21 protein-coding genes are annotated in these 24,524 nt (G+C 66.6%); 13 read left to right on the top strand and 8 right to left on the bottom strand.

Translation table 11 applies throughout. From position 1 onward, the window contains the following. Positions 1-106: 106 nt before the first annotated feature. On the top strand, positions 107-1,087 hold the full coding sequence (locus tag RSD66_RS00345) for a magnesium transporter CorA family protein (RefSeq protein WP_346525193.1): 981 nt from the start codon (positions 107-109) through the stop codon (positions 1,085-1,087). On the opposite strand, the gene RSD66_RS00340 is transcribed toward RSD66_RS00345, so the two are convergent. Beyond that, positions 1,084-1,815 (bottom strand): TetR/AcrR family transcriptional regulator, encoded by a 732-nt coding sequence (locus tag RSD66_RS00340; RefSeq protein WP_024354478.1) that lies wholly within the window; start codon positions 1,813-1,815, stop codon positions 1,084-1,086. The two genes, RSD66_RS00345 and RSD66_RS00340, sit on opposite strands and share 4 nt — an antisense overlap. A 178-nt stretch (positions 1,816-1,993) precedes the next feature. Between RSD66_RS00340 and RSD66_RS00335 the strand changes: the two genes are divergently transcribed. The 7 genes from RSD66_RS00335 to RSD66_RS00305 all read left to right on the top strand — a co-directional run bounded on the left by RSD66_RS00335 (position 1,994) and on the right by RSD66_RS00305 (position 13,445). After that, the gene (locus tag RSD66_RS00335; protein ID WP_415288592.1) at positions 1,994-4,204 is read left to right on the top strand and encodes a TonB-dependent receptor; all 2,211 of its coding nucleotides are present in this window, start codon (positions 1,994-1,996) and stop codon (positions 4,202-4,204) included. Positions 4,205-4,338: 134 nt separating this feature from the next. Then, complete coding sequence (locus RSD66_RS00330) at positions 4,339-5,727, top strand: spinster family MFS transporter (RefSeq protein ID WP_415288591.1); 1,389 nt, start codon at positions 4,339-4,341, stop codon at positions 5,725-5,727. A 165-nt stretch (positions 5,728-5,892) separates the two neighbouring features. After that, positions 5,893-7,083, top strand: a complete 1,191-nt coding sequence (sucC, locus tag RSD66_RS00325) for an ADP-forming succinate--CoA ligase subunit beta (protein WP_134581866.1) — start codon at positions 5,893-5,895, stop codon at positions 7,081-7,083. A 56-nt stretch (positions 7,084-7,139) separates the two neighbouring features. Beyond that, positions 7,140-8,042, top strand: coding sequence for a succinate--CoA ligase subunit alpha (sucD, locus tag RSD66_RS00320; protein WP_024354482.1), 903 nt, complete (start codon positions 7,140-7,142; stop codon positions 8,040-8,042). Between the two features lie 341 nt (positions 8,043-8,383). Next, positions 8,384-11,398, top strand: coding sequence for a 2-oxoglutarate dehydrogenase E1 component (locus RSD66_RS00315; RefSeq protein ID WP_415288590.1), 3,015 nt, complete (start codon positions 8,384-8,386; stop codon positions 11,396-11,398). Between the two features lie 55 nt (positions 11,399-11,453). Further along, positions 11,454-12,923: a 2-oxoglutarate dehydrogenase complex dihydrolipoyllysine-residue succinyltransferase gene (gene odhB / locus RSD66_RS00310; RefSeq protein WP_415288589.1), complete on the top strand. Its 1,470-nt coding sequence runs from the start codon at positions 11,454-11,456 to the stop codon at positions 12,921-12,923. An 84-nt stretch (positions 12,924-13,007) separates the two neighbouring features. After that, a complete protein-coding gene (locus tag RSD66_RS00305) occupies positions 13,008-13,445 on the top strand; it encodes a hypothetical protein (RefSeq protein WP_415288588.1) in 438 nt (145 codons plus the stop codon). Here RSD66_RS00305 and RSD66_RS00300 read toward each other — a convergent pair. Then, a complete protein-coding gene (locus RSD66_RS00300; protein WP_024354486.1) occupies positions 13,442-13,708 on the bottom strand; it encodes a DUF6356 family protein in 267 nt (88 codons plus the stop codon). The two genes, RSD66_RS00305 and RSD66_RS00300, sit on opposite strands and share 4 nt — an antisense overlap. Before the next feature lie 157 nt (positions 13,709-13,865). Here RSD66_RS00300 and RSD66_RS00295 point away from each other — a divergent pair, with 157 nt between their 5' ends. Together RSD66_RS00295 and RSD66_RS00290 are read left to right on the top strand one after the other, a co-directional pair. Next, positions 13,866-15,071, top strand: a complete 1,206-nt coding sequence (locus tag RSD66_RS00295) for an acyl-CoA dehydrogenase (RefSeq protein ID WP_415288587.1) — start codon at positions 13,866-13,868, stop codon at positions 15,069-15,071. A 127-nt stretch (positions 15,072-15,198) separates the two neighbouring features. After that, the gene (locus RSD66_RS00290) at positions 15,199-16,545 is read left to right on the top strand and encodes a trypsin-like peptidase domain-containing protein (RefSeq protein ID WP_415288586.1); all 1,347 of its coding nucleotides are present in this window, start codon (positions 15,199-15,201) and stop codon (positions 16,543-16,545) included. A 323-nt stretch (positions 16,546-16,868) separates the two neighbouring features. Here RSD66_RS00290 and fabB read toward each other — a convergent pair whose 3' ends face one another. The 3 genes from fabB to RSD66_RS00275 all read right to left on the bottom strand — a co-directional run bounded on the left by fabB (position 16,869) and on the right by RSD66_RS00275 (position 19,291). Beyond that, positions 16,869-18,098 (bottom strand): beta-ketoacyl-ACP synthase I, encoded by a 1,230-nt coding sequence (gene fabB / locus RSD66_RS00285; RefSeq protein ID WP_024355073.1) that lies wholly within the window; start codon positions 18,096-18,098, stop codon positions 16,869-16,871. Between the two features lie 63 nt (positions 18,099-18,161). After that, entirely contained in the window at positions 18,162-18,704 is a 543-nt protein-coding gene (gene fabA / locus RSD66_RS00280; protein WP_024355072.1) for a 3-hydroxyacyl-[acyl-carrier-protein] dehydratase FabA, read from the bottom strand. 80 nt (positions 18,705-18,784) lie between these two features. After that, complete coding sequence (locus RSD66_RS00275) at positions 18,785-19,291, bottom strand: SH3 domain-containing protein (RefSeq protein ID WP_119413814.1); 507 nt, start codon at positions 19,289-19,291, stop codon at positions 18,785-18,787. A 119-nt stretch (positions 19,292-19,410) separates the two neighbouring features. Here RSD66_RS00275 and RSD66_RS00270 point away from each other — a divergent pair, with 119 nt between their 5' ends. Further along, positions 19,411-20,397, top strand: a complete 987-nt coding sequence (locus RSD66_RS00270; protein WP_415288585.1) for a 2-hydroxyacid dehydrogenase — start codon at positions 19,411-19,413, stop codon at positions 20,395-20,397. Here the strand turns inward: RSD66_RS00270 and RSD66_RS00265 are convergent. Next, positions 20,378-21,169, bottom strand: a complete 792-nt coding sequence (locus tag RSD66_RS00265) for a HesA/MoeB/ThiF family protein (protein ID WP_415288584.1) — start codon at positions 21,167-21,169, stop codon at positions 20,378-20,380. The genes RSD66_RS00270 and RSD66_RS00265 overlap by 20 nt on opposite strands. 74 nt (positions 21,170-21,243) lie before the next feature. Continuing rightward, positions 21,244-21,654, bottom strand: coding sequence for a BLUF domain-containing protein (locus RSD66_RS00260; protein WP_024355068.1), 411 nt, complete (start codon positions 21,652-21,654; stop codon positions 21,244-21,246). 144 nt (positions 21,655-21,798) lie between these two features. Between RSD66_RS00260 and hslV the strand changes: the two genes are divergently transcribed. Both hslV and hslU read left to right on the top strand, forming a co-directional pair. Next, positions 21,799-22,356, top strand: coding sequence for an ATP-dependent protease subunit HslV (gene hslV / locus RSD66_RS00255; protein ID WP_003168021.1), 558 nt, complete (start codon positions 21,799-21,801; stop codon positions 22,354-22,356). Positions 22,357-22,428: 72 nt separating this feature from the next. Beyond that, positions 22,429-23,736: an ATP-dependent protease ATPase subunit HslU gene (gene hslU, locus RSD66_RS00250; RefSeq protein WP_415288583.1), complete on the top strand. Its 1,308-nt coding sequence runs from the start codon at positions 22,429-22,431 to the stop codon at positions 23,734-23,736. Positions 23,737-23,768: 32 nt separating this feature from the next. On the opposite strand, the gene RSD66_RS00245 is transcribed toward hslU, so the two are convergent. Next, on the bottom strand, positions 23,769-24,509 hold the full coding sequence (locus RSD66_RS00245) for an alpha/beta fold hydrolase (protein ID WP_415288582.1): 741 nt from the start codon (positions 24,507-24,509) through the stop codon (positions 23,769-23,771). Positions 24,510-24,524 lie beyond the last annotated feature (15 nt).

The raw sequence follows: 24,524 nt of genomic DNA, 5'->3' as shown, positions 1-24,524 counted from the left end.
GGAAACCCTCAGATGAACCCCGAAGACCGAAGTCTGTCTTCAACTTCTTCGACGCTCTGAGGACGCTTTCGCTTCCGCGCGAGCGCCCTCGCGAAAGGAAGCAACCATGCTGAACGCCTATGACTGGCGCGCCGATCGGCTCGTGCGCCTTGATACGGCCGTGGATCACGGCCCTGCCTGCTGGATCGATCTCGTCTCTCCGACCGCCGAGGAGGCGGCTGCGCTGGAGGTCATGACCGGCATCGACATCCCCAGCCGGGATGAGATGGACGACGTCGAACCGTCCGCCCGCCTGTATGCGGAAGACGGCGGCGTCTTCATGATCGGCTCTGTCGCCACCGATCTGGAGACCCACGATCCGATCAAGACGCCGGTGACCTTCATCCTGAAGGGGGGGCGGCTGGTGACGGTCAGCTACGGCCAGCCGCGCTCCTTCCAGACCTTCATCGCCCACGCCACCCACAAACCTGGCGAAAAGCTGGCGGGCGGCGAGGCCGTCATGATGGGGCTGATCGAGGCCGTCATCGACCGTTACGCCGACGCGCTGGAGACCAAGGGACTGGAGCTGGACGCCATCTCGCGGATGATCTTCCGCAAGCGCGACCCCAAGGCGATGGAGAGCCACAACCTTCAGGCGGTGATCCGGGATATCGGCCGGGCGGGCGACTTCCTGGCCCTGATCCGCGAAAGCCTGTCCAGTCTGCAGCGGCTGCTGGCCTATCATGCGGCCGTGTCCGGCGCGCGGGCGGGCAACAAGGCCGACCGCGAGGCGCGTCAGACCGTGCGCTTGTTGCAACGGGACGCGACGGCGCTGAGCGAGCTCAGCGTCTCCATGTCGTCCAAGGTGACGTTCCTGATGGATGCGACTCTGGGGCTGATCAATCTGGAGCAGAACCAGATCATCAAGATTTTCTCGGTCGCGGCCGTAGCGCTGCTGCCGCCGACGCTGATCGCCTCGATCTACGGCATGAACTTCGACGTCATGCCGGAACTGCACTGGCGGTACGGCTATCCGGCGGCGGTCGGAGCGATGATCCTGTCGGCGGCCCTGCCTTATTTCGTCTTCCGCAAGAAACGCTGGCTCTAATCGTCCTGAGCCGGGCCGCAGACGGCGCGGAAACCGGCGGCGGCGAAGCGCACCATGTAGTCGCATGCGCTGTCCAGATCGCCTGACCGGCACAGCCCGCCGGACAGGCGGTCCAGCCGCCCCGTTTCCCCCAGCGTCAGGGTCAGGGCGCCCGACAGGTTATGATAGGCCCAATAGAGGTCCGCTTCGTCCGCCTCGGGCAGGATGCGCTTGACCAGTTCCAGCAGGCGCCGGATCGCCGGGTCGAAATAGCGGGCCATCGTCTCGCCGCCGAAGGCGGGGTTGGCGTTGGTCTGGGCCACCAGAGCGGCGTAGTGCTTCCAACCCGGCCCGCCTTTCAATGACCACTGGAACGGCGGGCGCAGGAAGGCTTCCAGCAGGCCTTCCAGCGTCATGGCGTCGCCTGCGGCCTCGGCGTAGCGGTCGACGGCGGCGACGCGCTCGCTGTTCCACACCTCGGCGCGGCGGTTGAAGACGGAGTCGAACAGCTCCTTCTTGGCTCCGAAATAATAGTGGACCAGCGCCGTATCCACGCCCGCCTCGCGCGCCACCTCGCGGATGGTGACGCCATAGAAGCCATGTTTGGAAAACAGGTCCTCGGCCGCGTTCATGATGGCGTCCCGGGTCTCACCGGCGGCGGCGGCCTTGGACTTCTTGGGACGCCCGCGCCGCGTCGGGGCGGCAGGCTGGGCTGGAATCTGGGGCGGCGGCAGGTCGCTCTTCGTCATGGCGGGAAGCTAGTCGCGCTTCGGGGGTTAGTGCAACGGCGCCACAGGGCGGCCTTTCCGTGACGACAATCAGGCTTGGCCGTTTGACAGCCAGCCGAAACCCGGTCACCTATGCTGAAAATCATTGAACGCTGAATAAAAAGCGTCGATCGGGCCGGAAACAAGATTGGGATTTGAAATGAACAGACTCGTGAAGACCGCCCTTTTGGCGGGCGCCGCCTTCGGCGTGATGGCTTCTGCAGCCCAGGCGCAGGAAGCCCCGAACGCTGAGGCGCAGGTTTCCTCCGTCGACGACATCATCGTCAGCGCGCGCCGTCGCGACGAAGCGCTGAAGGACGTGCCGGTGTCGGTGTCGGCCATGAGCGCCGAACGCCTGGAGCAGACCGGCGCCTCGGACATCACCGCTCTGCAGCAGCAGACGCCGAACGCCACGGTGCAGGTGGCGCGCGGCTCCAACTCCACCCTGATCTCCTTCATCCGCGGCATCGGCCAGCAGGACCCGCTGTGGGGCTTTGAGCCGGGCGTCGGCCTGTATGTCGACGATGTCTATGTCGCGCGTCCGCAGGGCGCCGTGCTGGACATCTTCGACATCCAGCGCATCGAGGTCCTGCGCGGGCCGCAGGGGTCGCTGTACGGCCGCAACACGGTCGGCGGCGCCATCAAATACGTGACCTCGCGTCTGGACCCGGATGCGCCGGAAATGACGCTGCGCGGCTCTTACGGCAGCTATAACCAGATCGATCTGCTGGCCCAGGGGTCTGCGCCGATCACCGACCGTTTGCGCGTCGGCGCCGCCGTGGCGAGCTATAACCGCGACGGCTTCGGCAAGAACCTGAACACGGGCGCCGAACACTACAACAAGGACATCATCGCCGGCCGCGCCAGCATTGAGTTCCAGCCTTACGACAACGCCTTCTTCCGCCTGGCCTATGACCGCGTCGAGGACCGCTCCAACCCGCGTCACGGTCACCGCGAGCGGGCGGGCGTGGGGCCGGGCGCGGGCGTGCCGGGCAGCGTTTATGACACCTATGCGGGCCTGGGCGACCGCAACAAGGTCACGACCGAGGGCGTCTCGCTGACGGCGCAGGTCGATCTCAACGACGTCTGGACCTTCAAGTCGATCAGCGCCTACCGCTCGGGCGACACCGACACCCTGATCGACTTCGACAACACCCCGGCACCTACGCTGGATGTCCCGGCCGTGTACGGCGATCACCAGTTCACCCAGGAATTCCAGGCCCTGTTCAGCACTGATCGCATCCAGGGCGTGGCCGGAATCTTCTATCTGGACGGCACCGCCTCGGGCGCCTTTGACACCATTGCCGAGAACTTCGGCATCGTCATCGGTACGGCCGGCTATGTGAAGACGACCAGCGTCGCCCTCTTCACCGACGTCAACCTGGACCTGACCGATCGCCTGCACCTGGGTCTGGGCGCGCGCTATACGCTCGACGACAAGACCGGGCACGTCTTCCGCGCCAACTATCTGGGTGCGACGCGCAGCCCGCTGCTCGGCGGGACGGCCCGTGATCCGATCCTGCTGCGCACCGACTATACGCGCTCGAACAGCTTCGATCAGTTCACGCCCAAGGCCTCGCTGTCCTATGACTTCTCGGACCGCATTACCGGCTACGCCTCCTACTCCAAGGGCTACAAGTCGGGCGGCTTCGACATGCGCGGCGACGCCGTCCTGACGCCGAACACGGTCGACGGCTATCAGCCGGAGACAGTCGATTCGTATGAAATCGGCCTGAAGGGCTCGGCCTTCGATCGCCGTCTGAGCTTCGCCTCGGCGATCTTCTACAACGACTATCAGGACCAGCAGGTCACCACCCAGGTTCCGGCCGTGGGCGGCATCGCCAGCTTCGTGGACAACGTCGGTTCGTCCAAGTTCTACGGCGCCGAGATTGAAGGCTCTCTGATCCTGACCGACAGCCTGACGGCCAACTTCGCTGTCGGCTACCTCGACTCCAAGTTCGAGGAGTTCCTGCGCTACAATCTGACGACCCAGAAGTATGAGGACATCTCCGATCTGGTCGTGCTGCAGAATGCGCCCAAGTGGACGGGCTATTTCGGCCTGACGTGGCGCGGCGACGTGGCCGGCGGCTCGCTGGCGGTGACGCCCTCGGTCAGCTACCGCGACTCCTACAGCCAGTTCGAGTTCCCCAATCCGGTGTTGGATCAGGACGCCTTCGCCCTTGTCGACCTGTCGGTCGTCTGGACGGACCCCAGCAACAAGTGGACCGTCGGCCTGTACGGCAAGAACCTGACCGACGAAGAGTACCGCGTGGGCGCCTATAACTTCGAGGGCGCCGCCTACAACGACTCCCTGATCGGCTACTACGGCCCGCCGCGTACTGTGACGGCGTCGCTGCAGTACAAGTTCTGATCGGGATTTTTCTCCTGAACGCCTGATCATCTGATCATGGGCGGCGGTTCGCTGGAGCCGCCGCCCTTCTTTTTTGTAGCGCGGGACGGCGGGGGCGCTACCGTCGCCGCCGCTAACCAAGTCGGGAAACCTTCATGAGTCAGATTGAGGCCGCTAAGGCGGAAGCAGGGGCGGGCGATGCGCACGCCGCCTCGCCGGGCTATCGCTACTATGTGCTGGGGATTCTGATCCTCATCTACATGCTGAACTTCCTGGACCGGCAGATCATCGGCATCCTGGCTGCCCCGCTGAAGGCCGAGTTCAATCTCAGCGACAGCCAGTTCGGTCTGCTGGGCGGCCTGGCCTTCGCCCTGCTGTATTCGACCCTGGCCATTCCGATCGCCTGGCTCGCGGATCGGTTCAGCCGGGTATGGATCATGACCGGCGCCCTGACGCTGTGGTCGGGCTTCACCGCCCTGTGCGGCGTGGCGGGAGGTTTTGGTTCACTGTTCCTATGCCGGATGGGCGTGGGCATCGGCGAGGCGGGCGGGGTGGCCCCGGCCTATTCGCTGATCGCCGACTATTTTCCCAAGTCGCAGCGGGCGCGGGCGCTGGCGGCCTACGCCTTCGGCATTCCGCTGGGCATGGCGGCGGGCACCTTGGTGGGCGGCCTGCTGGCGGCGACCTGGGGCTGGCGTACGGCCTTCATCGTCGTCGGCGTGCTCGGGGTGCTGGTGGCGCCCGTGCTGCGCCTGACGGTCAAGGATCCCAAACGCGGCGGGCTGGACGTCGAGCCGTCAGCGCCTGTTGCGCCCCCCGTCGAGGCGCCCCCTGTCGAGGCCCACAAGGCGCCGCCCTTCATGCAGGTGGTGCGCACCCTGGCGCCCAAGCCCAGCTTCTGGCTGCTGTCGTTCGGCGCGGCGGCCTCTTCTGTGTGCGGCTACGGCGTCGCCGCCTGGCTGCCCAGTTTCTTCATGCGCAGCTTCGGCCTGAGCCTGTCGCAGACGGCCTGGTACTATTCGGCAATCGTCCTGGTCGGCGGGGTGGCGGGCATCTGGCTGGGCGGTTCGATGGCCGATCGCCTCGGCAAGAAGTCCAAGTCGGCCTATCCGCTGACGCCCGCGATCGCCTTTCTGATCTCGGTGCCCTGTTTCATCCTGGCGATGAACTCGGGCGCGGTGGTCGGCGCCGTCATGCCGGGCTCGGACCCCAACGGCTTCGCCTCCCTGGCTCTGGCTTTCGCGATCTTCCTGATCCCCACGGGGCTGAACCTGGTCTGGTTGGGGCCGATCACGGCGGCGGTGCAACATCTGGGCGGGCCGGCCATGCGGACCACGGCCTCGGCCCTGTTCCTGCTGATCAACAACCTGCTCGGGATCGCCGTCGGCATCTATTATTTCGGCTGGATGAGCGACCTGCTGCGCCCGACCTTCGGCGAGGAGAGCCTGCGCTGGGCCATTTACACGGGCATGGGCTTCTATCTGTTGTCGTCGGCCTTGTTCATCTGCGCCTCGCGGACGCTGAAGAAGGACTGGGTCGACTGACGGCCTGAAAAAACGTCCGGGCGGCGCGGCTGGCAGGGTCCGCCGCCCGGCATAAGAAAATCCTCATGAGGCCATAACCAGACAGGCGGTTGCGCAGGCGAAGGCGCGACGCCTATAAGCGCGGCCAAAGTTTCCACAAACCTCCCTAAACGGCGCGGATCAGACATGAACATTCACGAGTATCAGGCCAAGCAGGTCCTCAAGGGCTACGGCGCCCCGGTTGCGGACGGCGTCGCCATCACCTCGGCCGACCAGGCCGAAGCCGCCGCCAAGCAACTGCCTGGCCCGCTCTATGTCGTGAAGTCGCAGATCCACGCCGGCGGCCGCGGCAAGGGCAAGTTCAAGGAACTGGGCGCCGACGCCAAGGGCGGCGTGCGTCTGGCCTTCTCGATCGAGGAAGCCGTCGCCCACGCCAAGGAAATGCTGGGCAACACCCTGGTCACCGCCCAGACGGGCGAGGCCGGCAAGCAGGTCAACCGCCTGTACATCGAAGACGGCGCCGACATCGCCCGTGAGCTGTACTGCTCGCTGCTGGTCGACCGTTCGGTCGGTCAGACCGCCTTCGTCGTCTCGACCGAAGGCGGCATGGACATCGAGGAAGTGGCCCACGCCACGCCTGAGAAGATCCACACCATCGCCATCAACCCGGAAGCCGGCGTGACCGCCGAGAACATCGCCGCGATCAACGCCGCGCTGGAGCTGACGGGCGACGCCGCCGAAGACGGCAAGTCGCTGTTCCCGATCCTGTACAAGGCCTTCGTCGAGAAGGACATGGACATGCTCGAGATCAACCCGCTGATCGTCATGGAGAACGGCCGCCTGCGCGTTCTGGACGCCAAAGTCTCGTTCGACGGCAATGCCCTGTACCGCCACGAAGACATCCGCGCCCTGCGCGACGAGACCGAAGAAGACGCCAAGGAGATCGAGGCCTCCAAGTGGGACCTCGCCTATGTCGCCCTGGACGGCAACATCGGCTGCATGGTCAACGGCGCCGGTCTGGCCATGGCGACGATGGACATCATCAAGCTGTACGGCAAGGAACCCGCCAACTTCTGCGACGTCGGCGGCGGCGCCTCGAAGGAGAAGGTCGCAGCGGCCTTCAAGATCATCACCGCCGACCCCAAGGTCGAAGGCATCCTGGTCAACATCTTCGGCGGCATCATGAAGTGCGACGTCATCGCTGAAGGCGTCGTCGCCGCAGTGAAGGAAGTGGGCCTGAAGGTGCCGCTGGTCGTGCGTCTGGAAGGCACGAACGTCGAGCTGGGCAAGAAGATCCTGAACGAGTCGGGTCTGGCCATCACGGCCGCCGATGACCTGGACGACGCCGCCCAGAAGATCGTCGCGGCGATCGCCTAAGGCTCGGCCTTAACGACGACCGCCTCGCAGACACACAGATTTCAGAGCACAGACACATGTCCATCCTCGTTAACAAGAACACCAAGATCCTGGTCCAGGGCCTGACCGGCAAGACCGGCAGCTTCCACACCGAACAGGCCCTGGCCTACTACGGCACGCAAATGGTCGGCGGCATCCATCCGGCCAAGGGCGGCCAGACCTGGACCGGTTCGCACGGCGAAAGCCTGCCGATCTTCGCCTCGGTCGCCGAAGGCAAGGAGCGCACCGGCGCCGACGCCTCGGTGATCTACGTCCCGCCGGCAGGCGCGGCCGACGCCATCATCGAAGCCATCGAGGCGGAGATCCCCTTCATCACCTGCATCACCGAGGGCATCCCGGTGCAGGACATGGTCCGCGTCAAGGCGCGCCTGGACCGCTCCAACTCGCGCCTGCTGGGCCCGAACTGCCCCGGCGTCCTGACGCCTGAAGAGTGCAAGATCGGCATCATGCCGGGCTCGATCTTCAAGAAGGGCAACGTCGGCATCGTCTCGCGCTCGGGCACCCTGACCTATGAAGCCGTGTTCCAGACCACGAACGAAGGCCTGGGCCAGACCACGGCCGTCGGCATCGGCGGCGACCCGGTCAAGGGCACCGAGTTCATCGACGTGCTGGAGATGTTCCTGGCCGACGACGCTACCGAGTCCATCATCATGATCGGCGAAATCGGCGGCGCGGCCGAAGAGGACGCCGCCCAGTTCCTGATCGACGAAGCCAAGAAGGGCCGCAAGAAGCCGATGGCCGGCTTCATCGCGGGCCGTACGGCGCCGAAGGGCCGCACCATGGGCCACGCCGGCGCCGTCGTTTCGGGCGGCAAGGGCGATGCGGAATCCAAGATCGCTGCGATGGAGGCCGCGGGCATCCGCGTCTCGCCGTCGCCGGCGCGTCTGGGCACCACTCTGGTGGAAGTGCTGAAGGGTTAAACCCTTCAGCGGCGCCTCCTTGGAGGCGCGGCGCTAACGCTCACGACGCGGTCGCTCGCTGCTTGAGCGCCGTGATTTCTTGAGGGAGGTCACGGCGTCAGGCGGGGGCGAATTGGACTAAAGTCTAGTCGATCCGCGTTCCGGGGACGTTTTTCGCGCCATGTGACCTTTTGTAACGCCTCCGGAATCGTCCGGAGGCGTTTTTTCTTGCGGAATCGACCAAATTCCACCCGCTCCGCCTCCCTTCGGTCATGACCAGTAAGGAAACAGGGCCTATATGAACGGCGCTGCTCTCCGCGCGGCTGTGCGCGGGCGGTTGTAAAGGGACGATTGAAAGAAAAATGGCGGACGATGCGGGTCGGCTGAACCAGGTCTTTGCCGAGACCTCCTTCCTCTATGGCGCGAACGCGGCCTTCATTGAGGACCTGCACGAAAAATGGGCCTCGGACCCCGGCTCAGTGTCGGGGGAATGGCGCGCCTTCTTCGATCAGCTGAAGGACAACGCCGACCTGGTGAAGCAGTCGGCCGCCGCCGGCTCCTGGGGCCGTTCGGGCGCGACCGAGCCGACTGAGGAAACCGCCGTGTTCGACGGCCGCTGGCCCGCGCCCAAGGTTGATCCCAAGGCCGCCGGCAAGTCCGGCGCGCGCCCGGCTCCGGCTGCAGCTGGCGCCGGTGTTTCGGCCGCCGATGTGCGCGCGGCCGCCCACGACTCCATCCGCGCCCTGATGCTGATCCGCTCTTATCGCGTGAACGGCCACCTGCAGGCGAACCTGGACCCGCTGGGCATTGAGCCGCCGGTTCAGAACCCGGAGCTGACGCCCGAATTCTACGGCTTCACCGAAGCCGACATGGACCGTCCGATCTTCCTCGACGGCGTGCTGGGTCTGGAGACCGGTTCGCTGCGCCAGGTGATCGAGCTGCTGCGCCGCACCTATTGCGGCAGCATCGGCGTGCAGTTCATGCACATCGCCGAGCCGGAAGAAAAAGCCTGGCTGCAACAGCGCATCGAGGGCCCGGACAAGTTCGCGCAGAACGCCTTCACCAAGGAAGGCAAGCTGGCCATTTTCAAGAAGCTGGCCGAGGCCGAAGGCTTCGAGCGCTTCCTGCACAAGCGCTTCCCCGGCACCAAGCGCTTCGGTCTGGACGGCGGCGAGGCCATGGTCCCGGCGCTGGAGCAGGTGATCAAGCGCGGCGGCGCCCTGGGCGTTGACGAAATCGTGCTGGGCATGGCGCACCGCGGCCGTCTGAACGTGCTCGCGGCCGTCATGGGCAAGCCATACAAGGCCATCTTCCACGAGTTCCAGGGCGGCTCGTCCGTCCCGTCGGACATCGAGGGTTCGGGCGACGTCAAATACCACATGGGCGCCTCGTCGGACCGTGAGTTCGACGGCCACAGCGTCCACCTGTCGCTGACCGCCAACCCCTCGCACCTGGAGATCGTCAATCCGGTCGTCCTGGGCAAGTCGCGCGCCAAGCAGGCGTTCGATATCCGCGAGGCCGAGATCAACCTCGGCAAGCCGGACACCGAATGGGTGCTCGACCGCTCCAAGGTCGCGCCTCTGCTGATCCACGGCGACGCCGCTTTCGCCGGGCAGGGCGTGGTGGCCGAATGCTTCGCCCTGATGGGCCTGAAGGGTTATCGCACCGGCGGCACACTGCACTTCGTGATCAACAACCAGATCGGCTTCACCACGGCGCCGCGCAACTCGCGCTCGTCGCCCTATCCGTCGGATGTGGCCCTGATGGTTCAGGCGCCGATCTTCCACGTGAACGGCGACGATCCCGAAGCGGTCGTCTTCGCCGCCAAGGTGGCCACCGAATACCGCCAGAAGTTCCACAAGGACGTGGTGGTGGACATGTTCTGCTACCGTCGCTTCGGCCACAACGAAGGCGACGACCCGACCTTCACCCAGCCGCTGATGTACGCCAAGATCAAGAACCAGCCCTCGACGCTGGAGATCTACGCCAAGCGCCTGATCGCTGAAGGCGTCGTCACCCAGGCCGAGGTGGACGCCGAGATCGCCCGCTTCGAAGCCTACCTCGACGCTGAGTTCGAGGCCGGCAAGACCTTCGAAGCCAAGAAGGCCGACTGGCTGGACGGCGTCTGGAAGGGCCTGGGCGCCGAGAAAGTCGACGATGCGGCTCAACGCGGCGACACCGCCGTCGCGGCCGACAAGCTGAAGGACTTCGGTCACCGCCTGACGACGATCCCGAACAGCGTCGACGTGCACAAGACGCTAAAGCGCGTCATCGACGCCCGCCGCGATGCGGTGTCGAGCGGCCAGAACATCGACTGGGCCACGGCCGAGAGCCTGGCCTTCGCCAGCCTGCTGGAGGAGGGCTACAACGTCCGCCTGTCCGGTCAGGATTCGGTGCGCGGCACCTTCTCGCAGCGTCACTCGGGCATCACCGACCAGACGACGGAAGTCCGCTACTTCCCGCTGAACAACCTGCGCGACGGCCAGGCCCACTTCGAGGTCATCGACTCGGCCCTTTCCGAAGAAGCGGTGCTGGGCTTCGAGTACGGCTATTCGCTGGCCGACCCGAACACCCTGACCATGTGGGAGGGCCAGTTCGGCGACTTCGTGAACGGCGCCCAGGTGGTGATCGACCAGTTCATCTCGTCAGGCGAGCGCAAGTGGCTGCGCATGAGCGGCCTCGTGATGCTTCTGCCGCACGGCTATGAAGGCCAGGGCCCCGAGCACTCCTCGGCGCGTCTTGAGCGCTTCCTGCAGCAGTGCGCCGAGAACAACATGCAGGTCGCCAACTGCACGACGCCGGCCAACTACTTCCACATCCTGCGTCGTCAGCTGCACCGCTCGTACCGCAAGCCGCTGATCCTGATGACGCCCAAGTCTCTGCTGCGTCACAAGAAGGCGGTCTCGACCCTGGCCGACATGGCCGAGGGCAGCTCCTTCCACCGCGTGCTGCGCGACGACGCTCAGCTGCGTCCGGATGTAGCGGGCGTGACGCTCAAGGCCGACAAGGACATCCGCAAGGTCATCGTCTGCTCGGGCAAGGTCTATTACGACCTGCTGGACGCGCGCGAGAAGGCTGGCGTCAACGACATCTACATCCTGCGTCTGGAACAGTTCTATCCGTGGCCGATCAAGTCGATCTCGGCGGAACTGGCGCGCTTCCCCAACGCCGATCTGGTGTGGTGTCAGGAAGAGCCGAAGAACATGGGCGGCTGGACCTTCGTCGATCCGTGGATCGAGCTGACGCTCGAAAAGCTGGACGTGAAGGCCAAGCGCGCGCGCTACGTCGGTCGTCCGGCTTCGGCCTCGACCGCTGCGGGCCTGATGAGCCGCCATCTGAAGGAACTCGAGACCTTCCTCGCCGAGGCCATGGCCTGACCGCCGCGCCTGACCTAAAAGACAAGCAAAGTTCAGACACGAAAAGACACTGAAGATGGCCGATATCCTGACCCCCGCCCTCGGTGAATCCGTCGCCGAAGCCTCCATCGCCAAGTGGACCAAGAAGGTCGGCGACGCCGTGAAGAAAGACGAAGTCCTGGTCGAGCTGGAAACCGACAAGGTCTCGCTCGAAGTCGTGGCGCCCGCCGACGGCGTGCTGTCGGCGATCAACGCCAATGACGGCGACACTGTCGTTCCCGGCACTGTGCTGGGCTCGGTGACCGAAGGCGGCGCCGCCGCGGCTTCGGCGCCTGCTGCTGCTCCGGCCGCTTCGGGCGGCGCTGCGGTCGACATCGCCGTGCCGACGATGGGCGAAAGCGTCGCCGAAGGCTCGATCGGAACCTGGCTGAAGAAGTCGGGCGACACCGTCGCCAAGGACGAGCTGCTGGTCGAGATCGAGACCGACAAGGTGGCCGTGGAAGTCTCGGCGCCGGCCGCCGGCGTCCTGACCATCACGGCTGCTGACGGCGCTACTGTGACCCCCGGCCAGGTGATCGGTTCGGTCGCCGCCTCGGGCGCCGCTGCTGCGGCTGCTCCGGCTGCGGCTGCTGCTCCGGCCAACACGGGTTCGGCTCAGGCTCCCGCCTCGGCTCACCTGTCGCCCGCCGTTCAGCGCGTCGTGTCCGAGAACAATCTGAACCCGGCCTCGCTGTCGGCTTCGGGTCCGAAGGGCAACATCACCAAGGCCGACGCGATCGCCGCCATCGGCGCCGCTACTCCGGCTGCGCCCAAGGCTGCTGCGCCTGCCGCTCCCCGCGCCGACCAGCCGCGCGAAGAGCGGGTGAAGATGACGCGCCTGCGTCAGACCATCGCCCGTCGCCTGAAGGAATCCCAGAACACGGCCGCCCAGCTGACCACCTTCAACGAGGTGGACATGACCAACGTCATGGCCCTGCGCGCCCAGTACAAGGAAGTCTTCGAGAAGCGCCACGGCGTGAAGCTGGGCTTCATGTCCTTCTTCACCAAGGCGGTGGTTCAGGCCCTGCATGAAATCCCGGCCGTCAACGCCGAGATCGACGGCACGGACATCATCTACAAGAACCACTATGACATCGGCATCGCCGTCGGCACCGACAAGGGCCTGGTGGTTCCAGTGCTGCGCGACGCGGATGCGCTGTCGCTGGCAGGCATCGAGAAGGGCATCGCCGCCCTGGGCAAGGCCGCCCGTGACGGCGCCCTGACCATGGATCAGATGCAGGGCGGCACCTTCACCATCACCAACGGCGGCACCTACGGCTCGCTGATGTCGACGCCGATCCTGAACACGCCGCAGTCGGGCATCCTGGGCATGCACAACATCGTGCAGCGCCCGATGGCCATCAACGGCGAGGTCAAGATCCGTCCGATGATGTACCTGGCCCTCAGCTACGATCACCGCATCGTCGACGGCAAGGAAGCCGTGACCTTCCTGGTCCGCATCAAGGAACTGCTGGAAGACCCGGCGCGCGCCCTGCTGGACCTGTAAGGTCCGCGCGACGCGAACGACTGACGACGGCGGGGTCTTCGGCCCCGCCGTTTTCAATTGGGCGGCGGATGATAAGGTGACGGCATGAGCCTGGTCGAGATCGCCCGATATCAAGACGTCTATGAGGCCGATCTGGCGGCCGCCTTCCTGTCGTCGCACGACATCGAGGTGTCCGTGACCGAGCGGTTCCAGACGACAGTCGATCCCCTGATGCAGCGCGCGTTGGGCATTCGTCTCATGGGGCGGGCGGATCAGGCCGAGCAGGCGCGCGACCTGCTGAAACGCGCGCGGGCCGGAGAGTTCGCCACGGACGAGGGCGATGACCTGAACGCGCCCGATTCAACGGTTCGTGCAGCGTCGCGCGGGCTCGCCCTGCTGGCGTTCGCGTCTGGCGCGGGCTTTGTCGGCACCAGCCTGCCGCGCCGGTTCAGCGCCTTTCAGTGGACTGGGCTGGCGATCCTGGCGGCGGTGCTTTTGCTGAGCCTGGCCTTATGGTCGGTGGGCGTGCTGAACCGCGCCTAGAGGCCGACGTCCCAGACGCCAGCGTCGCGCATCCGGCATTCGCGGGCTTCGGCGGCGCGGCCGCCCATGTCATGGGCCATGCTGCGAATGGCGTCGGACACCGTCGTCTTGTGACGGCCCGGCACGACGGCGTGGATGAAGGCGCAGCCGGCCAAACGCATCAGCTTGAAGCCGAAGCGCGACGAGGCGGCCATATGCTCGAAATAGGTCTCGTTGACCTCACGCGGGTGATCGCGGAACAGACGATTGAAAGCGTTCGACATGCAGCCAGCCTAGCGTGTTCGCGCCGGTCCCTCTACCCGGCCGCCGCATTCTGGCCTAAACCCGCGCCAGGAACAGAGGGCGCTTCGTCACGTCGCTTCAACCCCGCGTGAGGCGGGCGCGGACGAATCTTCCTTTTCAGGCTCAAGAGGACGACACATGGCCGACGGCAAGACCCCTTCCGCACAGAAATCTTCGGGCCAGACGTTCCGCTGGGATGATCCTTTCGACCTGACGGGGCGGCTGACGGACGAGGAGCGGATGGTTCAGGACGCGGCGCGGTCCTATGCGCGCGAGGCCCTGCTGCCGCGCATCGTCGCCGCCTTCCGCGACGAGGTCTTCGACCGCGCCATCATGACGGAGATGGGCGAGATGGGCTTCCTCGGCGCCATGCTGCCCGAGCAGTACGGCGGTTCCGAAGCGTCGCACGTCGCCTATGGCCTGATCGCGCGCGAGGTCGAGGCGATTGACAGCGGCTATCGCTCGGCCATGAGCGTGCAGTCGTCGCTGGCCATGTACCCGATCTTCGCCTTCGGCTCCGACGAGCAGAAGGCGAAGTTCCTGCCGAAGATGGCGGCGGGCGAACTGGTCGGCTGCTTCGGCCTGACCGAGGCCGACGGCGGGTCGGACCCGGCGTCGATGAAGACCACGGCGGTGGCGGTCGACGGCGGCTATCGCCTGAACGGCGGCAAATACTGGATCACCAACTCGCCCATCAGCGACCTGGCCATCGTCTGGGCCAAGCTGGACGGGACCATCCGGGGCTTCATCGTCGAGCGCGACTTCGACGGCTTCACCACGGGCAAGATCGGCGACAAGCTGTCCTTGCGCGCCTCGATCACCGGCGACATCGGCCTGAACGACGTCTTCGTGCCGGAAGCCAACATCCTGCCGGGCGTGCAGGGTCTGCGCGGGCCGTTCTCGTGCCTGAACAAGGCGCGTTTCGGCATCGCCTGGGGGGCGATGGGCGCGGCCGAGTTCTGCTTCCACGCCAGCCGCGACTATGTGGCCGAGCGCACCCTGTTCGGCCGCCCGTTGTCGGCGCGCCAACTGGTGCAGAAGAAGCTGGCCGACATGCAGACCGAGATCTTCCTCGGCTTCGAGGGCGCCTATGCCTTGGGCCGCCTGCTGGACACGGGCGCCTGGGTTCCCGAGGCCATCAGCCTGATGAAGCGCAACAACTGCGGCAAGGCCCTGGCTGTCGCGCGCGAGGCGCGCGACATGCACGGCGGGGCCGGGATCACCGGCGAACTGCACGTCATGCGCCACGCCATGAACCTGGAAACCGTCAACACCTATGAAGGCGCCCACGACGTCCACGCCCTCATCCTGGGCCGCGCCATCACCGGCGAAGCCGCCTTCTGATCCAAGCGTTGCAGAAAACGCGCGGCGGGCCGATCTTTTGCCGTCGTCGCGCGTTTGTCTCGCCTGCGGGGCGGCGGTCCTCGCCAGTCTGCCGGTCCAAGGCGGTCGGCGCGTGAAGGAACTCGGAATGACCAAACACAGCCTGCTGGCCGGCGCCGCCCTGGCGATCTTCAGCTTCAGCGGCATGGCCCAGGCGGCGCCCGTGATGGCGGCCAGCGCGGCGGTGCAGTCCCCCGTCGCCGCCATGCCCTATGACGCCCGGCGCGGCGTCTTCACCTTCGCCGCCGGGCTGGAGGAAAGCCTGCCCGCCGTGGTGCAGGTGACGACGCTGGGCCAGTCGCGCGGCCCCAGTTCGGCGCGCAATCCCAAGCCGTCGCAGGGCGGCTCGGGCGTGATCATCGACGCGCGCGAAGGCATCATCGTCACCAACCATCACGTCATCGAGAACGGCCAGAAATTCACCGTCGACCTGATCGACGGCCGCCTGTTCGACGCCACCCTGATCGGCGCGGACAAGGCGACCGACATCGCCGTGCTGAAGATCGACGCCACAGGCCTGTCGCAGGTGACGACGGTGGATTCCGATACCCTGCGCAGCGGCGATCTGGCCTTTGCGGTCGGTTATCCGCTGGGGCTGGATCAGACCCTGACCATGGGCGTCATCTCGGGCCTGAACCGCTCGGGCATGGGCGACGCCATCGAGGACTATATCCAGACCGATGCGGCGGTGAACTCGGGCAACTCGGGCGGGCCGCTGCTGGACAGCCGCGGGCGGCTGATCGGCATCAACACCGCCATTCTGTCGGGCGGTTTCGGCGGCGGCAACGACGGCATCGCCTTCGCCGTGCCGACGCGCATCATGATGTTCGTGGTCGACCAGCTGCGCGCCTCGGGCGAGGTCAAGCGCGGCCGCGTCGGCCTGGGGCTGGGCTCGCTGACAGCCGAGCGGGCGCGCGAGATCGGGCTGAACATCGTGCGCGGCGCCGTGGTCTATGATGTCGAGCCGGGCTCGTCCGGCGAGCAGGCGGGGCTGAAGCCGGGGGATGTGTTGACGCGGATTCAGGGGCGTCCCGTGGCCAACGCCGGGTCGGTTCAGGCCACGGTGGGCATCGCCCAGGCCGGAACCCGGATGCCCGTCGTCTATCTGCGCGACGGTCGCGAGGCCTCGACCCAGCTGACGGTCGAGCCGTCTGATCCCGCCGCTGTGCGTCTGGGGGCGCAGGCCGCCATCGCGCGCGGCCTGACCCTGCGCAATCCTGCGTCGGGCCGGGGCGCCCAGATCGCCGTGGTCGAGGCCGGGTCTTCCGCCGCCGCCGCCGGTTTCGAAGCCGGGGACGTGGTGGTTCAGGTCGGCGGCGCCGAGATCGTGGACATGAAGGATCTGGCGCAGCGCCTTCAGGCTGCAGGCGAGGCGGTCGTGCCGATCATCGTCCTGCGCGATAATGAACGCGTCGAGATCGACCTTCCGGCCTGACCGGCGCCATCTGAAGCTCTACGGCATCGCCCGCGTGACCCTCGCGCGGGCGATGTCTTGTGCGCTGAGAGGAAGGCAGGCAGCAAAACGCCCGCGCTGCCGGGAGGGGGAGGGGAGGCAGGCGCGGGCGTCGCTTGGAGGAGGCATCGACCCGCCGATGCCCTGTAAGCGGAAAAATCCGGGGGGCTGGGGGGGCTGTTCAGGATCCGGGACTTTTCCAGGCTCCGACGGGCCGATGCTGCTTTTGTGAGCGCCCTTCCGGGCGGACGAAGGACCGAATGGGGGCGTTTTCGTGTCGCTTCAGATTTTTGCGATCGGTGAAATCAGACCTTGGACAGGATCAGGCTGGCGTTGGTGCCGCCAAAGCCGAAGCTGTTGGACATGACGTGCTTCAACTCGCCGTCGTGGCGCTGACGCAGGATCGGCATGCCTTCGAATTCGGGGTCCAGGTTTTCGATGTGGGCGCTCTCGGCCGCAAAGCCGTGCTTCATCATCAACAGGCAGTAGATGGCCTCCTGCGCGCCCGCCGCGCCCAGCGAGTGGCCCGTCAGCGACTTGGTCGAGGAGATCATCGGAAGGTCGTCGCCGAAGACGTTGCGCACCGCGCCCATCTCCTTGCTGTCGCCGACCGGCGTGGAGGTGCCGTGCGGGTTCAGGTAGTCGATCTTCGGATTGCCCGCCATGTCCAGCGCGATCTTCATGCAGCGCTCGGCGCCTTCGCCCGACGGAGCCACCATGTCGTAGCCGTCCGAGTTGGCGCCATAGCCGGTGACTTCGGCATAGATGGTCGCGCCGCGCGCCACGGCGCGTTCGTATTCTTCCAGCACGACGATGCCTGCGCCGCCGGCGATGACGAAGCCGTCGCGGGTCGTGTCATAGGCGCGGCTGGCCTTGTCCGGCGTATCATTGAAGTTCGAGGACATGGCGCCCATGGCGTCGAACATGTTCGACATGGACCAGTCGATGTCTTCGCAGCCGCCGGCGAAGACCACGTCCTGCTTGCCCCAGGCGATCTGCTCGGCGGCCGCGCCGATGCAGTGGGCGCTGGTCGCGCAGGCCGAGCTGATCGAATAGTTGATGCCCTTCAGTTCGAACCAGGTAGCCAGCACCGCCGAGGGGCCTGACGCCATCGCCTTGGGCACGGCGAAGGGGCCGACGCGCTTGGGCGAGCCCTTTTCGACCGTGGTGGCCGCAGCCTGCAGGATGACCTGGGTCGAGGGGCCGCCCTCGCCGACGATCAGGCCGATGCGCTCGTCCTTGATCTCTTCGGCGGTCAGGCCGCTGTCCTTCAGCGCCTCTTCAAAGGCGATGTGCGCCCAGGCCGTGCCGTTGGCCAGGAAGCGGGCCGCGCGGCGGTCGACCAGCGGCGCCCAGTCCTCGGCCGTATGACCCAGGGCGGGAGGCGCCCAGACCTGAGAGCGGAAGCCGTATCTGGCGTGGTCGGGCGCGTGCTGAACGCCCGACTTGGCGTTGCGCAGCGAGGCCGCGACCTCGTCCTGGCCGGTGCCGATGGAGGAGACGATGCCCAGTCCGGTGACGACGACACGCCGCATGGTGTTTCCAATCCTACAAAGTCTTCGGACGCCGCGTGGGCCGCGGCTGTCCATCAAGTGGGGTCAGGCGGCGCTCGGTTCCACCGGAGCCGCGCCGCCGAACAGGCCGACGCGCATATCGGCGCAAGTATAGATGACCTCGCCGTCCGCTTCGAGCACGCCGTCGGCGATGCCCATGACCAGCTTGCGGTTGATGACGCGCTTCAGGTGGACCTTATAGACCACCTTCTTGATGTCCGGGGTCACCTGGCCGGTGAATTTGACCTCGCCGACGCCCAGCGCCCGACCCTTGCCGGGGCCGCCGATCCAGCCCAGGTAGAAGCCGACCAGCTGCCACATGGCGTCCAGACCCAGGCAGCCCGGCATGACCGGATCGCCGATGAAGTGGCACTGGAAGAACCAGAGGTCCGGGTTGATGTCGAGTTCGGCCTCGACATAGCCCTTGCCGTAGTCGCCGCCGTCGGCGCTGATGGTCTTGATGCGGTCGAACATCAGCATGGGCGGCGCGGGCAGCTGGGCGTTGCCCGGGCCGAACAACTCGCCCCGGCCCGAGGCCAGCAGGCCTTCGTGATCGAACGACGACGGATATTGCGACGACTGGCTCAAGATTGATCAGCTCCGAAAGGTGTTGCTGGCGGGTTACACGACCCGAAGGCCGCGCTCAACCGTGCCGTCAATATGGAGGATCAGGAGGCGCGGCCGGTTCCGGCGGGGCGGGCGGCGTTGCACAGGGCGCGTTCCTGGGCTCCGAAGACGGCCCTCTGCTGCACCCAGCCGCGCAGCTTGCGCGCCCGCACGCGGCACCAGCCGTCCTCGCACTCGTCCAGCGACACCAGGGCGTGCGGCGAAAGCAGGGCGCGGACCGAGGCGGTTTCCGACCGGCCCGATCGGATGGGCACAGCCTCGTCCGAGCGGTTGAACACGCTGCGGCGGCCCGAGGCGACGGTGCGGTGGATCCAGGCCACGGAGCCATCGGGGTCGCAGATCTTTCGCCACTCGCGCGTCTCGGCGATCACCTGCACCGGCAGGCCGGCGGCGCGATATTCCCACAGGATGCGGTAGTCGAGACCCGGCCCCTGACGCGCCCTTACCTGCGAGGATTTCAGCGTCACCCAGCGCGGCACCTCCAGCCCCGTCGGGGTCGGGCGGCCGTCCGGCATGGTCGATCCCGCCGCCAGCAGAACCCCGGTCATCAGGACCGCGGCGAGGGCCGCGACGCGAGGCGCCCTTTTGTTCCTGACCGCAGCTTTGCTAGACACCGAATATCGACCCGTTCCGAACGGGCGCCGCCCGTGGAAAACCCAGGTCCCCTATGTCCGCTCGCAAGCTTAAGGTCGTATTAACCAGACGCCTGCCTGACGCCGTCGAAACGCGGATGCGCGAACTTTTCGACGCCGAGCTGAACCTGACCGACCGGCCGATGTCGCGCGCCGAACTGGCCGCCGCCCTGCAGCGGGCCGAGGTGCTGGCCCCGACCATCACCGACCAGCTGGACGCCGAACTGATCGCAGGCGCGGGCGAACAGCTGAAGATGATCGCCAACTTCGGCGCAGGGGTGGACCACATCGACATCGACGCCGCCGTCGGGCGCGGGATCATCGTCACCAACACGCCCGGCGTCCTGACCGAGGACACGGCCGACCTGGGCATGAGCCTGATCCTGGCGGTCAGCCGTCGCATCGTCGAAGGCGCCGCCGTCGTCGAGGCCGGGCGCTTCGAGGGCTGGAGCCCGACCTGGATGTGCGGCCGCAAACTGTGGGGCAAGCGTCTGGGCATCGTCGGCATGGGCCGCATCGGCCAGGCCCTGGCCCGCCGGGCCAAGGCCTTCGGCATGCAGGTCCACTATCATAACCGCAAGCCCGTCCCGGACATGATCGCCGAAGAGCTGGGCGCCACCTGGTGGGACGATCTGGACCAGATGCTGGCGCGGATGGACGTCATCTCGTTGAACTGCCCGGCGACCAGGGAGACGCATCATCTGCTGTCGGCGGGGCGTCTGGCCCGGCTTCAGCCGCACGCCATCGTGGTCAATACGGCGCGCGGCGAACTGATCGACGAGGCGGCCCTGGTCGAGGCGCTGGACCGCCGCGCCCTGTTCGGCGTCGGTCTGGACGTGTTCGAGCACGAGCCTAAGGTCCACCCCGGCCTGATCGGCCGTCCGAACGTGGTGCTGCTGCCTCACCTGGGCTCGGCCACCATCGAGGCGCGTCAGGACATGGGCGACCGTGTCATCGCCAACATCATGACCTATCAGAACGGCCACCGCCCGCCGGATCGGGTCATTCCGGCGATGCTTTAGGCGTGAGTTGACCGCAGACCGGGCAGGCGGGGTCGGCGGCGATCTTCGCCACGCGGCTGGTTCCGGCCAGACCGTCATAGAGCATCAGGCGGCCGGTCAGCGGTTCGCCCGCGCCGGTGATCAGCTTGATCGCTTCCAGCGCCGCCATCGCGCCGATGACGCCCGCCAGGGCGCCGACCACGCCGACGCGGGCGCAGGTCTCGGCGTTGGGCGGAATCTCCGGCACCAGACACTGATAGCAGGGTCGTCCCTTGAACACCGACACCTGCCCAGACCAGCGGCCCAGGGCGCCCGACACCAGCGGCTTGCCCGCCGCCACGCAGGCGGCGTTGACGGCCAGACGCGTCTCGAAGTCGTCGGTGCCGTCCAGCGCCAGGTCGAAGTCCTGCATCAGGGCCGCTGCGCTGTCCGTCGTCACGCGCCGGTTGAAGGACTGCACTGTGACGTGCGGGTTCAGGGCGTTGAGGCGTTCGGCTCCCGCCTCGACCTTGGCGCGGTCGGGGTCGTCGGCAGTGAAGGCGATCTGGCGCTGCAGGTTCGACAGGGCCACCGTATCGTCGTCGATCAGCCCCAACGTCCCCACCCCGGCGGCGGCCAGATAGAGGGCGGCCGGGTTGCCCACCCCACCCATGCCGACGATCAGCACGCGGGCGCGCTTCAGCGCCTGCTGGCCGGGGCCGCCGATCTCGGACAGCACCAACTGGCGGGCGTAGCGCTCGACCTCTTCGTCGGAAAAGCGAACCGGGGCGGCGGGGGCGGAAGGCTGGGTCACGCCGGACTGTCTAGCGCAGTCCGGCCGATGCGTCAGGTTGGATCCTTCAGGCTGGATCCTTCAGGCTGGGCTCTTCAGGCTGAAAGCGCCAGGACCTCGGAGGCCGTGACCAGCAAGGCCTCGGCCTGGGCCGCGCTCAACTGATCCAGCGAGGGGCGGCTCATGTGCGGCCAGACAGGGCGAGGCATCTCAACCAGCGTCATCGGCCACTCCTCGAACAGGCGCACTGCGGTGTTCTGATCCGACAGCAGGCGGATGTTCTCATGGCGCGGGTCGGCGCGCAGCCGGTCCATCAGCCGGTCCACATCGGCGCGGCGTCCTTCGATGGCCTGAAGGAAGCGTCCGTCGTGGCGCATCAGCACGCCCGTGACGCGGTCCCTGCGATTGTTTCTAATAGAGGCGCCGAGAATTTCGGCGAGAACCAGCAGACTCGTCGCGGCGTCGCCGACGGCGTCGCTGACGTATATGGCGCGGTGCAGAGGCAAGAAGAACTCGAAGGAACGCGTACGGGGAGGGGCTCCTGTCACGCGGGCGCGCCAGAGGCAAGCGGAGCCATGAGCGTCCAGAGCGATCCCCTGCGGCGCAGGGCCGTCTTGCGGCGACGCCGGTTCCTCGCCATCTGATCCGCCATGAACACGACCGCTTCCAACTTTCCCGACTGGCACGGCACCACCATCCTGGCGGTGCGCAAGAACGGCCGCACCGTCATCGCCGGCGACGGCCAGGTCTCGATGGGGCCGACCATCGTCAAGGGCGCTGCGCGCAAGGTGCGGACTTTGGCGAACGGCAAGGTGCTGGCGGGCTTCGCCGGGGCCACGGCCGACGCCCTGACCCTGATCGAGCGTCTGGAAGCCAAGCTGGAGCAGTATCCGGACCAACTGGCCCGCGCCTGCGTCGAACTAGCCAAGGACTGGCGCACCGACCGCTACCTGCGCCGTCTTGAGGCCATGCTGCTGGTCGCCGACAAGGACACCATTCTGACGGTCACCGGCGTCGGCGACGTGCTGGAGCCGGAATACGGCGTGGCCGCTGTCGGCTCGGGCGGCAACTATGCGCTGGCCGCCGCCCGCGCCCTGATCGACGAGAACACCGAACTGGACGCCGAGCAGATCGCCCGCAAGGCCATGAAGATCGCCGCCGACATCTGCGTCTACACCAACGGCAATCTCACCATTGAAAGTTTGTAGGGCGCTATCACTCGCCGCGCGGCGGCGTGCTGCTTGAGCGCCTGATACGCGTATTTCTGGACTGTCTGAACCATGACTGATCTGTCTCCTCGTGAAATCGTCTCTGAACTGGACCGCTTCATCGTCGGTCAGGACGACGCCAAGCGCGCCGTCGCCGTGGCCCTGCGTAACCGCTGGCGCCGTAAGCGCGTGTCGGACGACCTGCGCGACGAGGTCACGCCCAAGAACATCCTGATGATCGGTCCGACGGGCGTGGGGAAGACCGAGATCGCCCGGCGTCTGGCGCGGCTTGCCGGCTCGCCCTTCCTCAAGGTGGAGGCCACCAAGTTCACCGAGGTCGGCTATGTCGGCCGCGACGTCGATCAGATCATGCGCGATCTGGTCGAAAGCGCCCTGGTCATGGTGCGCGACAAGCGCCGTTCGGGCGTGAAGGCCCGCGCCGAAGGTCAGGCCGAGGAACGCATCCTCGACGCCCTGGTCGGACCCGGCTCGCAGCCTGCGACGCGCGAGGCCTTCCGCAAAAAACTGCGCGCGGGGGAACTGGACGACAAGGAGATCGAGATCGCTCTGGCGGACACGACCTCCCCGCTGCAAGGGTTGGATGTGCCGGGCGGCGGCGGCAATGTCGGCCTGCTGAACCTGTCGGAGATGCTGGGCAAGATGGGAGGCGGCCGCACCAAGACGGTCAAGCTGACCGTGCGCGACGCCCTGACGCCCCTCGTCACAGAAGAGAGCGACAAGCTGCTGGATCAGGAGAGCCTGACCAAGGAGGCCCTGCTGCTGGCCGAGAACGAAGGCATCGTCTTCCTGGATGAGATCGACAAGGTCGCTGCGCGTCAGGATCGCGGCGGCGGCGCCGATGTGTCGCGCGAAGGGGTGCAGCGCGACCTGCTGCCCCTGATCGAGGGCACGACCGTCTCGACCAAATACGGTCCGGTGAAAACCGACCATGTGCTGTTCATCGCCTCGGGCGCCTTCCACGTCGCCAAGCCGTCGGACTTGTTGCCGGAACTTCAGGGCCGCCTGCCGATCCGGGTCGAGCTGAAGGCCCTGACCCGCGACGACTTCAAGCGCATCCTGACTGAGCCGGAGGCCAATCTGATCCGTCAGAACCAGGCCCTGCTGGCGACCGAAGGGGTCGAACTGGTCTTCACCGACGACGCGGTCGAGGCCATGGCCGACGCCGCCGTAGCCGCCAACTCCACCGTCGAGAACATCGGCGCGCGCCGTCTGCAGACGGTGATGGAGCGGGTGCTGGAAGAGACCAGCTTCAAGGCCTCCGACCTGTCCGGCCAGACCCTGACCTTCGACGGCGACAAGGTGCGCGAGAAGGTCGGCGACCTGGCCAAGAACGTCGACCTGAGCCGGTTCATCCTGTGATGGCCTGATCGGCCGTTATGGCGGTGCGGGGATCAGCCCCGCATCGCCTCCACAGCATCGATCAGCCGTTCCAGCTCCGCAGGGCTCGACAGCCGGTGGTCGCCGCCCTCGATCAGGTCGAGCCGCAGGTCGCCGCCGTTCAGGCGTTCGGCCAGCTCGACCTGATGGCGCCACGGCACCACGTCGTCGGCGCGCCCCTGCAGGACGTGCACCGGGGCGCTGATGTCGATCCGGCCGTCCAGCAGCAACCAGTCGCGGGCCTCCTCGAACATCCGCCGGGTCAGGACATAGGAGCCGAGGCCTTCTTCGGTGATGACCGTCTCGCCGTCGCGCAGGATGGCCTGACGCTCGTGGTCAGCCAGACCCGGCCACATCAGCTTTTCGGTGAAGTCCTGCGCCGGATTGACCAGCACCGCGCCCTTGATCCGTTCCGGCCGCGCCAGCGCCGCCAGCAGGGCGACCCAGCCGCCCATGGACGAGCCCACCGGGATCACCGGCCCCTGAAGGCTGTCGATCAGGGCGATCGCGTCCTCGCGCCAGCGGCCGATGGTCGCCTGTTTCCAGTCGCCGCTCGACACGCCATGGGCGAAATGGTCGTAGCGGACGTAGTTCCAGCCGCGCTCGCGGGCGGCGGCGTCCAGCGCCAGGGCCTTGGTCCCTTCCATGTCCGAACGGAAGCCGCCGATCCAGATGACCGTCGGGCCGTCGCCCTTGACCGCCTTATAGGCCAGGGTCTCGCCGTTGGGGCGGGCCAGCGTGTCGAAGTCGGACATGGAAACTCCTCGGAC

Origin of the sequence: Brevundimonas sp. S1H14 (genome assembly GCF_047716865.1) — a bacterium.
Classification (GTDB): Bacteria; Pseudomonadota; Alphaproteobacteria; order Caulobacterales; family Caulobacteraceae; genus Brevundimonas; species Brevundimonas naejangsanensis.
This window is presented reverse-complemented; position numbering and strand designations above follow the sequence as displayed.